General features: G+C 46.6%; 9 protein-coding genes. 6 read left to right on the top strand and 3 right to left on the bottom strand.

The window, feature by feature from the left end; all coding sequences use genetic code 11:
* The 4 genes from KOE27_RS27400 (at position 1) to KOE27_RS27385 (ending at position 8,284) form a co-directional block, all read left to right on the top strand.
* A complete protein-coding gene (locus tag KOE27_RS27400; protein ID WP_215242041.1) occupies positions 1–3,498 on the top strand; it encodes a SusC/RagA family TonB-linked outer membrane protein in 3,498 nt (1,165 codons plus the stop codon).
* Between the two features lie 31 nt (positions 3,499–3,529).
* A complete protein-coding gene (locus KOE27_RS27395; protein ID WP_215242040.1) occupies positions 3,530–5,095 on the top strand; it encodes a RagB/SusD family nutrient uptake outer membrane protein in 1,566 nt (521 codons plus the stop codon).
* A complete protein-coding gene (locus KOE27_RS27390; RefSeq protein ID WP_215242039.1) occupies positions 5,082–6,041 on the top strand; it encodes a DUF4380 domain-containing protein in 960 nt (319 codons plus the stop codon). Before KOE27_RS27395 ends, KOE27_RS27390 begins: the two co-directional genes overlap by 14 nt.
* A 74-nt stretch (positions 6,042–6,115) precedes the next feature.
* Positions 6,116–8,284, top strand: coding sequence for a pyrroloquinoline quinone-dependent dehydrogenase (locus KOE27_RS27385; RefSeq protein WP_215242038.1), 2,169 nt, complete (start codon positions 6,116–6,118; stop codon positions 8,282–8,284).
* 7 nt (positions 8,285–8,291) lie between these two features.
* Here KOE27_RS27385 and ligD read toward each other — a convergent pair whose 3' ends face one another.
* The 3 genes from ligD to ku are packed head-to-tail and all read right to left on the bottom strand — an operon-like array spanning position 8,292 to position 10,566.
* The gene (ligD, locus tag KOE27_RS27380; RefSeq protein ID WP_215242037.1) at positions 8,292–9,197 is read right to left on the bottom strand and encodes a non-homologous end-joining DNA ligase; all 906 of its coding nucleotides are present in this window, start codon (positions 9,195–9,197) and stop codon (positions 8,292–8,294) included.
* A complete protein-coding gene (locus KOE27_RS27375) occupies positions 9,194–9,793 on the bottom strand; it encodes a DNA polymerase ligase N-terminal domain-containing protein (RefSeq protein ID WP_215242036.1) in 600 nt (199 codons plus the stop codon). The genes ligD and KOE27_RS27375 overlap by 4 nt, the downstream gene beginning before the upstream one ends.
* Positions 9,793–10,566 (bottom strand): non-homologous end joining protein Ku, encoded by a 774-nt coding sequence (gene ku / locus KOE27_RS27370; protein WP_215242035.1) that lies wholly within the window; start codon positions 10,564–10,566, stop codon positions 9,793–9,795. Before ku ends, KOE27_RS27375 begins: the two co-directional genes overlap by 1 nt.
* Before the next feature lie 360 nt (positions 10,567–10,926).
* Between ku and KOE27_RS27365 the strand changes: the two genes are divergently transcribed.
* Together KOE27_RS27365 and KOE27_RS27360 are read left to right on the top strand one after the other, a co-directional pair.
* The gene (locus KOE27_RS27365; protein WP_215242034.1) at positions 10,927–11,265 is read left to right on the top strand and encodes a PadR family transcriptional regulator; all 339 of its coding nucleotides are present in this window, start codon (positions 10,927–10,929) and stop codon (positions 11,263–11,265) included.
* On the top strand, positions 11,262–13,904 hold the full coding sequence (locus KOE27_RS27360; protein WP_229253015.1) for an ABC transporter permease: 2,643 nt from the start codon (positions 11,262–11,264) through the stop codon (positions 13,902–13,904). Before KOE27_RS27365 ends, KOE27_RS27360 begins: the two co-directional genes overlap by 4 nt.
* Positions 13,905–13,920 lie beyond the last annotated feature (16 nt).

The following is a 13,920-nucleotide window of genomic DNA, read 5'->3' as shown; positions in this document are numbered from 1 at the left end:
ATGTCAAAACCAATACTTAAAGGAGCAGCGCTGATTCCGATGGCGCTGTTGCTCGGGGGTGTCAGTATGGCACAGAATGTTGCATTTGTTCAGCAGACAATGCGGCCACAGACGTATAGTCAGCCTATTTCTGAAACGCAAAGACTGAAAGATGTCCTGTTGGAACTGGGAAGAAAATATCAGGTCAATATTGTTTTTGAAGAATCCAGCGTCCAGGGAATCTCGGTATATCCAAATACTGATCCGCACAATGTGAAGCTGGAGAAAAAACTGGAGGCATTACTCGGTCCGAATAACCTTGAATTTAAAAAATCAGGAAAGGGGACCTATCTGATCATGAAAACCTCGGCGAAAAGGCCATCGGCAGAGGAACACAAAGAAGCAAAAAGGCCTGACAATGATGTGAGAGTACTCAGCCCGAGCAGTGTGGCCGAAGGAAATGTTACGGTAACGGCTTCAGTGGAAATCGGGGTGAAGGGGAAAGTACTGGACTCAAAAGGAGAGGGCCTGCCCGGAGTGAGTATCGTGGTACGGGGAACCAACAAAGGGGTCATCACTGATTTTGCAGGAAATTATCAGCTCTCTGTCGATAATGAAGAAGCCGTTCTGCTGTTCAGTTTTGTGGGGTTCAAGAGTCAGGAGATACCTGTCGGAACTAAAACTGTGATTGACGTAGTACTGCTCGAAAATGTGAATGCACTGGATGAGCTAGTGGTGATAGGGTATGGGGAGCAATCACGGAAAGACCTGGTAGGTTCTGTGGGCGTACTTTCCCGGAAGAATTTCGGGGACGTTGGTGTGAGTAATACTTCTCAGTTGCTGCAGGGTAAAATTGCCGGAGTACAGGTTATTAACAACAGCGGGGTACCTGGCTCAGGTGCGCAGATCGTGGTGAGAGGTACAGGATCCTTTACCAGTGCTTCACCATTGTATGTAATTGATGGTATCCAGAGCGACGTTACCATGTTTAATTCTCTTAGTCCCTATGATATTGAATATATCAGTGTTTTAAAAGATGCTTCGTCGGTTGCTATTTATGGTGCGCAGGGAGCCAACGGGGTTGTGGTGGTGACCACAAGGCTTCCTAAAAATGGTAAGCCACGCATTACCTACAACGGATATGTGGGCCTGTCCAGGCCATGGAAGCAGTTTGACATGCTCAACGCACAGCAGTATACCGATCTTGTAAAAGAGTGGTATACCAATTACGGTCAGCCGCTGCCTCCGCGCCTGGCCACACCGGAAGCGAATATTACGCAAACAGACTGGCAAAAGGAGATGTTCAGGACCGCAAAAATGACAGAACATCATATTAACATTGGTGGAGGAACGGAGCATGTTAATTACAGTTTTTCAACAGGTTTTACCAAACAGGAAAGCCAGGTCGTAGACATGGATTTTACACGGACTAACCTGCGCTTCAATATTGAAGAATACGTCGGAAAGAGAATAAAGCTTGGCCAGCAGCTTAATATCCGTTATCAGGTTACCGACGGCCAGACGGCTAACATCCTCAATGGCTTGCGGATGCCGCCGTATATATCGGTGCTGGACCCAACCAACTTACTTGGAGGATATGGTATTGCCACCAGTGCCCGGGATGGTAATGACTCACAGAACCCGCTGATTGTTCCTAATTTGTACGATACCAAAAACCGGAGCCTTAATAACTATCTCCAATTGTTTGGAGAGCTGGATATCCTGGAGGGGCTTAAATTCCGTACACAGTTTGGAGGAACTTATAACTTTAACCAGAACTACTCTTATAATCCCACATACGCTGGAAATCAGCTGGTTACTCAGAGCCAGATTTCAGAAGGGTACGGCTACAATCTAAGTTATATCCTGGAAAACTATTTTACATATAACAAGCAGTTAAAGGATCATGGATTTGGCATAACGGCCGGTAATTCCTACAGGGATGGTTATTTGTCCAGATCGGTGGGCCTGGTGGGAAGTAACTTTGCCAACGAGGAGATTCATCAGATTGGAGTTGCCAAGACGGTCAATTTCAGTTCGGGTAATGCTAATTCCAATTCAAGATTTATCTCCTATTTCGCACGGGTAAATTATAATTATAAAGACAAATACATACTTACCCTCACAGGCCGCCGCGATGCAACTTCTCTTTTCAGCGAGGCCAACAGGGTAGGCTATTTCCCATCGGCGGGGCTTGCCTGGCGGATTTCAGAAGAAAAATTCATGAAGAAGCTTCCCTTTATTTCGGATATGAAGCTCCGCACCAGTTGGGGGAAAACCGGGAACTCCAACATAGCTGGATTTTCTTACCAGTCCACCGTCTGGACCGGTTCTGGTAACAGTGTGGTATATCCATTGGGCGGGAGCGAAACGCTGGCAAATGGTGCCACGGTGGCAATCCCTTCAACCCCAAATCTGAAATGGGAGGAGACCTCAACAGTAGATGTTGGCCTGGACGCCACCTTTTTTAACAACCGTTTTAGCCTGAGTGCGGGTTATTACAACCGTACCAACAAGGACCTCCTGGTGGACGTACCGGTGGCGTTGTCGACAGGCTATGGTGGAGTGAGCGGGGCGTCCAGCAGCCAGCTGATCAATGCGGCATCAGCTTTTAATAAAGGGTTTGAGCTCACGCTTGGTTACAATGGTAATACCAGAGACCTAACCTACAGTGTGAATGTCAATGCTTCCTATAACAAAAATCAGGTAACGTCTCTGGGTACTCAGGGTGCGGTGCCGATTATTAACGGGGCATTTTATTCGGTTCCTGCTATGTCACGTACAGAGGTGGGGCAGCCCATTGGTTCTTTTTATGGTTATGTGTATGATCATATCGCGATTGACAATGCAGATATTGAAAAGTACAATGCAATGGCCAGAGAGAAGTCGGGTGACCCCGCAGCTGTATATCAGGCGGGTTTGTTGCCTGGCGACCGGATATTTAAAGATGTGGACGGAGATGGGCAGGTAACCCTTTCTGACCAGACTTTTCTGGGCAGCCCTATCCCGAAATTTACTTACGGAATGGACATCAATCTTAATTATAAAAACTTCGACTTTATGGCTGGTCTGCAGGGCCTTGCCGGCGTGGACATCATCAATGGTACCAAATATTATCTGGAAGGCGTTGCACTTCCTTTTAATACCAAAACAACCGTACTCGACCGCTGGCAACAGCCGGGAGACGTTACAGACATTGCCCGCGCAGGCCAGAATTACGGAACTGCTGCCAACCTGAGGAATTCTTCCTGGTTTGTGGAAAACGGTGCCTATGCCAGAATCAGGAACATGACTTTGGGATATACCGTTCCAGCTGCAAAGATCAAGCTGTTAACGGCCAGTGTACTATCCAGTCTGAGGGTGTATGTGACGGCGCAGAATCTTTTCACTTTCACCCGCTATTCGGGATATGATCCCGAGGTGACCGGGAGTGGAAACTTCATTTTCGGAAGAGGAATAGATACAGGCCAGGTACCTCAGCCACGAACTTTCATGTTTGGCGTGCAGGTTGGATTTTAATCAGAATATAAAGCTTTAAACAGGCGTGAAAATGAAAAGGATAAAATTACTTCTATTTACAATGCTGTTAACGTCGGCCTGCAGCGATAGTCTGCTCGACGTAAAAAATGAGAATACCTATACTGACGCAACGTATTTTAAAACCAAAACACAGTTTAATGAAGCTGTGCTGGCTACTTACGCCGTTTTTAGCCATACGGGCATGATGGCCAGGGAATGGTATTTCATTTTTGACCTGCTGGCCAACGAGGCAGAAAGATCAAGTGCCCTGGTGGGTACCGAACTTCAGCTGACCGATTACAGCTATACCAATAATAACGAAGATATAGTGGGACTTTGGTCATCATTATACCGCATGATTTTTCGGGCAAACCTGTCACTTAAAGTGATGGAAACCTGGACGCCCGCCGACGCAAGCGAAGAAACCCTGAAAGCACAGTATATTGCCGAGGCCCACTGGCTGCGTGGTTTCGCATACTTCAATCTGGTAACAAACTGGGGAAGGGTACCGTTGAAAATGACCTATGACGAATCCAAAGTGAATTCGTCGCCCCGGGCCTCGGTAGAAGAAGTCTGGAAAGTGGTGGAAAATGAATTCACCCTTGCGATTCCTGATCTGCCGGTGGCTTACAGTGCTGATCAAAAAGGGCGCGCAACGAAGGGAGCTGCCATTGGGTTTCTGGGTAAAACATATCTGTTCCAAAAGAAATACGACCTGGCCCTTGCGGAGCTTACCAAGCTCACCGCTGCACCCTATACCTATGTGCTGGACCCAAGTTACGATCACCTTTTCAGTGAGGACAACATTAACAGTCCGGAAGTAATTTTTGCGGTAAACCATGTGTATACCACGTCCAACACGCAGTACTACATGTTTGGGGGGCAGGAAGGTGAGGATGGAAAAACATTTCATACCGGGCGCGCCCAGGAATATGGTTTCAACGACTGGGAAAACGTAACGATTTCAAATGCACTTGTGGCGGCTCATACCTATGCAGATCCTGCCAGTGGAGCGGCGGGGTATATAGATCCTCGTGCCGGATATACTTATTACGGTAGCGCTGCCAATGGCGGCGATGTGGAGTATTGTGATTTCTGCAGTACTGGTGCGATCAAATATCCGTTTGATTTTTACAGTAACCGTTACCGGAAATATGAACCCTACGAATTTCAGAAATACACAGAGGCGCCTATGAGTGGGATCAACACCCACGTGATGCGCTATGCAGATGTACTGCTGATGATTGCCGAGGCCTACATTGAAAAAGCCAGCCCGGATGTTGCCAAGGGAATCGGTTATGTGAACCAGGTGAGGAACCGGCCGGATGTGATGGCCAAAAATTATACGGTATCCGTTTCGCAGTCTGAAGCACGCACCATCGTGCGGAGAGAACGCCGGATTGAACTGGCAGGGGAGCAGTCCAGATGGTTTGATCTGAACCGCTGGGGAATTGCCAGGGAAGTACTCAATGCAGAACATCCTGAAGGTCCCGGACAGTATCCTTTTCTGGATAAACATATACTGCTTCCCATTCCGATTGCGGAAAGAAATTCAAATGCAGAACTGGCCGCAGATGTATCAAATGACTGGAATTAATTTATCGGGTGCAAGGCATATTCAGATCTTCCTGGTTGTTTGTCTGTTACTGATGCCTTTCTGCGAAATCCGGGCACAGGATGAGAGTAACGCCATACCGGAAAAGATCAATGGCAGGTACAGGATATCTGTTGGTAATAAGGTGATGGAAATTGATCCTGCCAGAGGGGCCAGAATTACCTCGTTTCTGATTGACGGCGTCAATTTTCTTACCGACAGTACCATCAATGATTTTAACTGGGGCTCAACTTTCTGGTTGAGCCCCCAAAGTGACTGGCACTGGCCACCATCCGCCGCAATCGACAACCGGCCGTATGCTGTTGCATTAACTGGAAATGTTATAAAGCTCATCAGCAGTATAGACCCATTGTCGGGATGTGTGGTTTCCAAGGAGATTTCTGGAAATATTGGCAGTGGTTCTTTTTTGATCAAATACCGCGTTACCAATTTTTCGGGCAAAACAACAAAACTTGCTCCCTGGGAGGTTACCCGCGTCAAAACCAATGGGCTGGCTTTTTTTCCTGTTGGGAAAAACAAAGCACGAGGCGGATTGCTTGCCTCAACATCTGTTCATGACGGTATATTCTGGTATCTGTACCAAAAGGAAAAACTTCCAGTAAAAGGTGACCGTCAGATCTACGCCGATGGCGCGGAAGGCTGGCTGGCACAGGTAAACAAGGATGTTGTGCTCATCAAGAAATTCAGGGATGTTTCTCCGGAAATGACGGCGCCAAAGGAGGGAGAGGTGGAACTCTTTGCCAGTGAAGTAACGAAGACCAATCAGGGATATGTTGAAATTGAGCATCAGGGTCCCTATCTGGAATTGCTGCCGGGCAAATCTTTCTGCTGGGAAACAACCTGGTTGCTGGCCAGATTACCTGCGGGTATCAAACCCATACCCGGAAATAGTGCCCTGGTGAAATGGGTAAGACAAGCCGTTCAGTAAATAACCGTGAAATGGTAAAAGTAAGATTTACAGGCAGAATCCTTTTCCCTGTACCGAGTGCAACCATTCCCATTATGATATTTAATACAAGAGTGCTGAAAAAAATCAGGTTCAAAACCTTCGTGATTTTAATTCCTGTTGTTGCATTCGTTCTTTTTGTGGGCTACCAGACCCGCCAGGATGATGACCGTACCTGGAGTATCTACAAGGCGGATGCGGAAAGTACAAGTTATTCAAAACTGAGCCAGATCAACACCGGAAACGTAGGTCTGCTGCAACCCGCATGGACCTTTTCACTCAAAGACATGGCGGCAACCGGGCGCCCCGGAAGCAGTGAATGTAATCCTATTATTGTGGATGGCGTGATGTATGCAACCTCCGCCAAGCACTGGGTGTATGCTGTAAACGCCGAAACCGGCGAACAGATCTGGTCATTTGATCCTTTTGCCGGTGCTGAAGGAGGAGGGGTGAGCCGCGGGGTTACCTACTGGGAAGATGCGGAAGATAAGAGAATTCTGGTTACAGGCGGCGACCAGTTGTTTGCGCTGGATGCCCGGACGGGCAGGCCGATCCCGGAATTTGGAAAAAACGGAGCAGTGAGTATGAATGTGGGCTTAAGGGATGATCCCGAATCCATTTCGGTAATCCCCACCTCTCCTGGTATTGTTTTCAAAAATCTTTTGATTATGGGTGCGGAGGTGTCGGAACTCTATGGTGCGCAGCCTGGGTATATCCGAGCTTATGACTGCCGCACGGGTAAGCTTGTCTGGACGTTCCACAGCATACCCCTTCCAGGTGAGCCTGGTTATGAAACCTGGCCTCCGGATGCTCATAAATATGCAGGGGGAGTGAATGACTGGGCCGGTATGAGCCTGGATATCAAACGTGGCATGGTATTCCTGGCGCTGGGATCACCTTCCTATGATTTTTATGGCGCGGACAGAAAAGGAAGCAATTTATACGGAAACAGTGTCGTGGCGCTCGACGCGGCTACAGGTAAGTACATCTGGCATTATCAGATCGTCCATCATGACCTGTGGGACTACGACCTGCCCGCACCGCCCAATCTGGTGACGGTGGTGAGGGACGGCAAAGAAATTGATGCGGTTGCGCAAGTCACCAAACATGGTTTTGTGTTTGTTTTTAACCGCGTTACGGGCGAGCCTCTTTTTCCGATTGAAGAGCGAAAAGTACCGGTTTCGCATATTCCGGGAGAAGAGTCATGGCCCACCCAGCCATATCCTCTAAAGCCCAAGCCTTTTGCAAGGCAGATCATGACGGAGGCAGACCTGACCCATTACACAGCGGCTGGCCATGACTCTATACTGAAAAAATTCCGATCCATGCGGTATGAAGGATTGTTTACACCACCCGACCTCAAAGGTACACTGATGTTACCTGGCACCCGTGGCGGAGCGGAGTGGGGGGGAGCGGCCTACGATCCTGCCAGCCATGTACTTTTTGTGAAGTCGAATGACTCGCCGGAGATTGAATCCATGCAGAAAGTGGATGTTGAAAAGGAGACACAAAATCAAACGGTTTTTGAGCAGGGGAAATCCATTTACATGACCTATTGCGTGAGCTGTCACGGGAAGGATAAAAACGGTGATGAGCCTACCTACCCTTCGCTGATCGGCCTCCGCAACCGCATGACGCGGGAAGCTGCACTGGACAAGATCAAAAAGGGGGGCGGGAAAATGCCCGCTTTCGCAAGCGTGATAAAGGGCAAGGAAAAAGGCATTGTTGCTTTTTTATACGAAAGAGAACAGAACTCGTCCAAGGTTACCAAAATGGAAACCGGACAAACTAAAGCCGGAGCCGATAAATACCTGAATCTGACGGCCTATGGCCATTTTCGTGATCCGAATGGAAACCCAGCTATTAAGCCTCCATGGGGAACTTTGAACGCCATCAACCTGAGTACTGGTGATTATGAATGGCAGATCCCGCTCGGAAATGATGAAGCCAGGCAGGAAAAGGGAGGCCCTGAAACCGGACAGGAAGGCTCCGCCGGGCCAATTGTGACAGCCGGCGGGCTGGTTTTTATCGGAGGCACGCGCGACAGTAAATTCCGTGCTTTTGACAAAAGCGATGGTAAACTGCTTTGGCAGAGTGCACTTCCGGGGGTGGCGAACGCTACCGCATGTACCTACATGGTGAAAGGGAAACAATACGTTGCTGTGTCAGTAGGAGGGAATAAAACCAATCCTTCGGGATTTATTGTGGCTTATAAGATCCCTTGATCAAACACTACGAAGATGGTTGGTGAAAGGCTTCCATGCGCTTCAGTGCCGCTTCCATGTTGATGCCTTTCCCCAGGATACCTTTGAAGATATCGCCTTTCTCCCTGATCCGCTGGGCCATATTTTTAATGGTAAAATCTTTGGGGCTAAGACCATGCCTTACTTCCTCCCAGCTCAGCGGGGCTGATACAGTGGCTCCGGGTTTAGGGCGTACGCTGTAAGCTGAAGCTAATGTCTGCCCGCGGCGGTTCTGAAGGTAATCTACATAAATCTTATTCTTTTTACGTTTGGATAAAGACCTTTCCAGGGTAGTTAGTTTTGGTAATCGTTCGGTTACTACTGTTGCTATAAAATGAGAGAAATCTTTGGCTTCTTCGTAAGTGTATTTTTTGTTAAAGGGAATATATACATGCAGACCGGAAGATCCTGAGGTTTTGCAGTAACCCTTAATATCCATCTCATCCAGAATATTTTTGATTTCCAGCGCAACATCAATTACTTCGTCGAACGTATTTTTTTCGGAGGGATCAATATCCATGACAATATAATCTGGCTGTTCCGGTTTGTTAATTGTGGAATTCCACGGGTTCATTTCTATACAACCCAGATTGGCAATGAATAGGAGGCTGTTCTTGTCATTACAAAGCAGATAATTGATATACTTCTCCGTCGATTCGGAATAAACGCTGGCAGTTTTCATCCACGCTGGTGCCAGATCACCTGCATCCTTATGAAAAAATCCCTCCTCATTAATGCCATTAGGATTTCTTTTGAGGGACATAGGCCGGTTTTTCAGGTAGGGTACAATCACATCCGCTATGCTTTCATAGTAATCCAGCAAGTCTCCTTTGCTGATGTTGTCATCAGGCCAGTAAATCTTCTCTCTGTTTGTCAGTTCTGGTTTTACTTTCATGGCTTATCGGTGGTTTTGACTTTTTCTGAACTTCCTTTTTTGACTTTACTTTTAGCAGCAGATTTTTTTCGGCCTTTTTCGATGTCAAATTTGGTATCTATAGAAAAATCATCTTTGTGTTTGATCAGGAGCCAGTTTTTTTCATCCTTTTTCATTTTTACTAATACAAAACCACCCGCCAGTTTTTGGCCTTTCAAGAAAATCTTCAATTCTCCTTTCTTCAGCGCCCGCAAGGCTTTTGTCTCACTGATTTTTTCGAGGTCTTCATCCACTGGAAAAAAAATACCCTCATCCCATATTTCCACACTGCCAGCTCCATAATTTCCTTCCGGAATCTGCCCCTCAAAACCTATGTAACTCACCGGATGATCTTCCACTTCTACGGCCAGCCGCTTGTCTTCCGGGTTCATGGAAGGTCCTTTGGGGACAGCCCAGCTTTTGAGTACCCCGCCAAGTTCAAGCCGAAAATCATAGTGAAGGTGTGTGGCATCATGGCGCTGCACCACAAACCTGAACAGATTCTCATTTTCACTCTTGCCTTTGGGTTCGGGGGAATCCTCAAAATTCCGCTTCTTATTATAAGTGATCAGTGACATCAGGACGCCTTACGTTTAGATGATTGCAGACTTTCTTTCAATTGTTCCATTAGATCACGGCTCCGGGAATGTACTACTTCCAGTTTCGGAGCAACGGTTTTCTTACCTTTTGCTTTGGCTTTTATTAATTTAAGCAGCTTTTCGGTGTAGGTATCCTTGTATTTGGATATGTCAAAATCGGTAGTGAGTTGTTCAATCAACTGAACCGCCATTTTAATTTCTTCGGGCTTGGTTTTGGACTCCGGCACGTTGATTTCGTCTAAAGGTCTTATCTCATCCTGGAATCTTATCTTGTTTAATATCAATATATTACCTGCCGGTTTTATCAATACCAGGCTTTCCCGGTTTCTTAAAACGTAAGTTCCGAGCCCGGCTTTTCCTGATTTTTTTAATGCATCCCTGAGCAGACCATAAGCTTTAAAACCCGATTTTTCGGGCTGGAGATAGTAAGGCGTTTCATAGTAAATACTATCAATATCTTTTTCATTGACAAATTCCGCTATCTCGATCATCTTTGATTTTTCAGGACTGGCTTTTTTAAAATCCTCATCCGTGAGTACCACGTAATGATCTTCGATCTTGTAACCGCGTACAATGTTCTCCCATTTCACCTCTTTGCCGGTATTAGCATTCACACGTTGGAAATGGATATTAGCGCTATCCTTTTTATCCAGCATATCCAGGTCGAGTTCGCTATTCTGGACAGCACTGAAAAGTTTGACCGGGATATTTACGAGACCAAATCCGATAGCCCCTGACCATATTGCTCTCATATTCTCTAATATTTAGATACCTGATGTTACATCAAAATGATAGAAAATACTACTAAAAATCTATGCCCGGGGTGTTTGGAAGGAACAAACATTTGAAGATAAGCTTCTGCTGATCAAGTTGCATGATGTCAGGCAAACGGACGGGGTTTTTAAGCCTAAAATGAGCATGCATGCTCCCGGCTTTGATAGGATGGCCAATAACCGGAGGCTGTACGGCGCCGAACAGAACTTGTTCAAAACCGGACAATAGTTTAATTAGAGGTTTAAATTAATTGTTTGATATATAGGTAATTAAGTACGGTTCGTGCTGATGGCAGGCTATTTGTACGATAAAATAGATACTAATACCAACTCAGTTAAATGAGAAGAACATATCTGGGAGAGTTCGAAGAAATTGTACTCCTGACGGTTGCTATTCTGGACGGCGACGCATACGGCGTTTCTATCAATCAGGAGCTTGAAAAGCATACAGGGCGTAAGGTAACGTTCGGTACGGTTCATAATACATTGATCCGGCTCGAAGAAAAAGGGTTTTTAGTCTCACGCCTTGGCGGTGCAACAGCAGAACGGGGCGGAAGGCGTAAAAGGATTTTTGTTGTGACCTCTCTGGGGAGCCGCGCCTTGCAGGACATCTGGACGTTGCGGGGCCAGCTTTGGGATCTGGTTCCTCCCCATTTTATGCAGCTTAGCTCATTATGAACGTACCGAAGAAAAACAAACCTCCCCGGTGGGCAGTGAGTATCCTGGCTTGGCTCCACCCGGAGGAAACACTGGAAGAGGTGCAGGGTGACCTGGAGGAACTTTATGATTCCTGGTTATCGCAGCATGGAAGAGCGTTCGCTAACACACAGTACTTCATTAGCTTACTGTCGGTTTTGCCGCCGTTTGTGCGCCGTCGCAAAAGAAAAGAGTTATACCATCAACCCAATCCAATACATCCGGTCATGATCAGTAATTATTTTAAGATTGCCTTGCGCAGCCTGCGGAAGAACAAACTTTATACTTTTATCAATCTGGCGGGCCTCACTTTGGGCCTTGGGGTAGCGATTACGTTATTCTGGATCGTAAGGTTTGAATACAGCTTCGACAATTTTCATCCCAAAGCCGACAGGATTTACCGCGTTACATCGCTTGATAAATTTGGGGAGCCCCAATCGCATGTGCATCAGGGAGTTACCAAAGCGCTCAATACACAGTTTCCAGGTGTAGAAGCTGCGGTGAACATCTATGGCTCCAACCCGACAAGTATCAAAGTAGGTACTCAAATTTTTAATCAGAAAAATATCTTTTTTGCACATCCCGAAATAATTAAAATACTGGATATCAAATGGCTTTCGGGGCGGCCGGAGCAGTCTTTACTGGCGCCTGGTAACGTTATTATCGATGAGGAAACGGCAGATAAATTGTTCCATGGTGATGCGTTGGGAAAAACTTTCCGGTATAATAACCAGGTGGATCTGACCGTAACGGGGATTTTTCATAAGATGCCGGTTAATACTGAATTTCCTCTTCAGATGGTCATTTCCTGGGAAACCCTCAGGCAAATCAGTCCTGAATATAAAAATGAAGCACAATGGGGGGGAGGGGATTCCATGAACCAGGGGCTGGTACTTTTAAAGGAGGGGAGTTCGCCGGAACCTGTAAACAAAGGCCTCACGGCTATGGCAAAGCTGCATCAGCAGGAAAGTAAAGTGGTGACTTACGAATTGCAGCCACTTTCAGAAATGCATTTTGACACCGGGAAAGATCCGTTTAATTATTCCACGCCGGAATGGATATTATATACATTGATGAGTATTGCAGTTTTCCTGGTATTTATTGCCTGTGTAAATTTCATTAATCTTGCCACAGTTCAAGCCATTCAACGTAGTAGAGAAATAGCCATGCGTAAAATTCTGGGCAGTGCGAAGAGCCAGCTGATTGCCCAGTTTTTTGGAGAAACGGCCGTTCTGGTTTATCTGGCTATTATATTGGGAGCGCTGTTTGCCAGCCAGCTTATCCGATATTCTTCCGAATTACTGAATACGCAGGCAGACCAAGCCCAGGTCTGGGAATTGGGGACATTTGTATTCCTGCTGCTTTTGGGCATGATCGTTACTTGTATGGCAGGGTTTTATCCCGCCATCGTCCTGTCCGGATTTCAGCCCGTGAGGGCATTGCAGAATCGGTTATTTACCCCCGTTGCCAGGGGTATTTCGCTTCGTTCCACCTTGGTTGTTCTGCAATTTGTGATTGCCCAGGTTCTGGTCATCTGTACGCTGCTGGGCATTAACCAGATCCGTTATTTTTATGAAACCAATATTGGCTTTGAGAAAAGCGGCATTATTACCGTGGCCATGCCGGATCGGGGAACTAATTTGCGGGAACGGTTCCAGCAGGAGCTGAAACAGTATCCGGAAATAAGGGAGGTAACCTTTGGACTCACAACGCCGGCAAGTGAACGGAACCATTGGTGGGGCAATGTGAAGCATGCCAATTTTGCGGACGGAGAGCAGACTTTCAGGATTCAGCATGTAGATACCAATTATTTCGATTTTTTCCATATTCCACTCGTAGCAGGGCGCAAACTTACTTCTGCTGATACGACGGTTGGCCTGGGAACTGATTTTGAAAATGTCAATGTAGTGGTGAATGAAATGGCAGCCAGAGATTTAAGCGCTGGTGATCCTGAAAGGGCGCTGGGACAAAAGATGGAAATATGGGGTACAAAGTGTATGATTGCTGGGGTGGTAAAGGATTATTATTCAGAGGATTTAAGGAATAAACCAATGCCGCACGTGTTCCTTTACGGTGCCTGGAATTTCCAGCTGGCAAGCATCCGGATCGACCCCGGTAAAAAAGCCGAGGCACTGGAGCATATCGGACAACACTGGAAAGAGCTCTTCCCCAATAACTATTATGCTCCCCGGTTTCTGGAAGATGATATAAATAACTTTTATGCAAGTGAACGCAAGCTTTCCAATTTTCTTAAGCTTTTTGCAGGTGTCGGAATTGTCATCGGGAGCTTGGGGTTATTTGGCCTGGTATCCTTCGTAGTAACGCAGCGCACCAAGGAGATAGGGGTACGGAAAGTACTGGGGGCAACTGTTTCAGGGATTGTCCGCCTCGTATCAGGCGACTTCATTAAACTGGTGGTGGTTGCCTTTGTCATTGCTTCACCATTAGCCTGGTATGCCATGAAAACTTTTCTGGAATCTTATCCTAACCGGGTAGCTATTGAATGGCGGGTTTTTGCCCTGGCGGGCGGATTATCATTAGGGGTGGCTTTGCTTACAATCAGTTTTCAAAGTGTAAAAGCAGCTTTAAGGAATCCTGTAAAGAGTCTGAAATCGGAATAGACGGTAGCCGGAGAAG

The sequence above is a fragment of the Dyadobacter sp. CECT 9275 genome (assembly GCF_907164905.1).
Classification (GTDB): Bacteria; Bacteroidota; Bacteroidia; order Cytophagales; family Spirosomataceae; genus Dyadobacter; species Dyadobacter helix.
Note: the sequence above shows the minus strand (reverse complement) of the source record. Positions and strands in the feature narration are given on the sequence as shown.